Genomic DNA, 1,030 nt, shown 5'->3' on the forward strand with positions numbered 1-1,030 from the left:
CCCCGGTGAACCGAAGGGGCACGCCACAAATCGGGTCGAGGTCAACGGCGCCCGACCCACATAGCCATAACCCACACCCGCACCGGCCACATACAACTCGCCCACCACACCAGCAGGCACCGGACGCAACCAGCCATCCAAAACGAAAAACGCCAAATCAGCCAACGGCCCGCCAATCGGGGACACCGCATTCTGGACATCAGCCGTAGCGATCTCACGGAACGAGGCATGCACCGTGGTCTCGGTGATCCCGTACATGTTGATCAACCGCGGCAACCCCGGATGCTCGGCCAACCATGGCCTCAACCGGGACGGTTCCAGCGCCTCTCCGCCGAACACCACCACCTCAAGCGCCAACCGATTCTCCGGCCGGGCGGTGTCCACCGAGGCCAACGCGTAAAACGCCGACGGGGTCTGACTCAGCACACTGACGTGTTGGTCGACGAGTAACGCGTGGAACTCTTCAGCCGAACGGGTCACCGATTCAGACACCACAACAAGGCGCCCACCATGGAGCAGCGCGCCGAAGATCTCCCACACCGAGAAGTCGAACGCCAACGAATGGCACTGCGTCCACGCCTGACCCGGCGACAACGCCACATCACGATCGATCGCATCCAACAACCGCGTCACATTGCGATGCGGAATCGCCACGCCCTTGGGCACACCCGTGGTGCCCGAGGTGTAGATCAGATACGCAATGTCGTCGGGCGCCGGCACCACCGACAGCGGAGTGCTCGGCTGCCCGTACACCGCACGGTCGTGAACATCGATCACCGTCAACCCATGTCCGTCGAGCCGATCTACCAGCTCGGCGGTGGTCACGGCGACGACCGGACGGGCATCGGCCAGCACGAATTCCAGCCGTGCATCGGGCACCGAGGGATCGATCGGAACATAAGCCGCACCGGTTTTCAGCACACCCACGATCGCCACGATCGCCTCCACCGAACGCGGAAAAAGCACCGCCACCCGCCGACCCGGACCGACACCCAGCTCGACAAGCAAGTGCGCCAACCGATTCGCAGCC

Annotated in this window: 1 protein-coding gene; it reads right to left on the reverse strand. The window is 63.7% G+C overall.

Going from position 1 to position 1,030, the window contains the following annotated elements:
* On the reverse strand, positions 1-1,030 hold a 1,030-nt coding region (locus ACZY08_RS29710; RefSeq protein WP_463748177.1), incomplete at both ends, for an amino acid adenylation domain-containing protein.

The organism is Mycobacterium sp. IDUB_9 (assembly GCF_055419505.1).